This is a genomic window from Hungatella sp. SL.1.14 (assembly GCF_024460495.1).
GTDB classification, from domain to species: Bacteria; Bacillota; Clostridia; order Lachnospirales; family Lachnospiraceae; genus Hungatella; species Hungatella hathewayi.
In genome coordinates this window covers 1-296 of record NZ_JANFYJ010000407.1, presented here as the reverse complement: position 1 = coordinate 296, position 296 = coordinate 1, and the positions used below count along the sequence as shown (strand labels likewise).

At 47.0% G+C, this 296-nt stretch carries 1 protein-coding gene; it reads left to right on the top strand.

All coding sequences use genetic code 11. The annotated features are described in order from the left end of the window. Positions 1 to 114: 114 nt before the first annotated feature. A partial coding sequence (locus NE473_RS31585; RefSeq protein WP_256265679.1) for a Gfo/Idh/MocA family oxidoreductase occupies positions 115 to 296 on the top strand: 182 nt, incomplete at its 3' end.

Genomic DNA, 296 nt, shown 5'->3' with positions numbered 1-296 from the left:
CTGAAAATTCCAACATTCGTGAAAGCTAATAATCCTATCGCATCTCTCTTCGGTGCTTTTGGAAAATTTATTTACGACAATGCAATACAACATAATTGCGCAGGAGGAGAAGGGATGGAGGATCTTAAGATAGGAATATTGGGAACCGGTGCGATAGCGGCTACTCTGGCTGATACGATGAACCGGATGTCCGGCGTTAAGCTTTACGGTGCGGCGACGAGAAGTCTGGAGAAGGCGAAAGCTTTTGCGGAACGGTTCGGTATTGACCATGCGTACGGTTCTTATGAGGAGCTTGC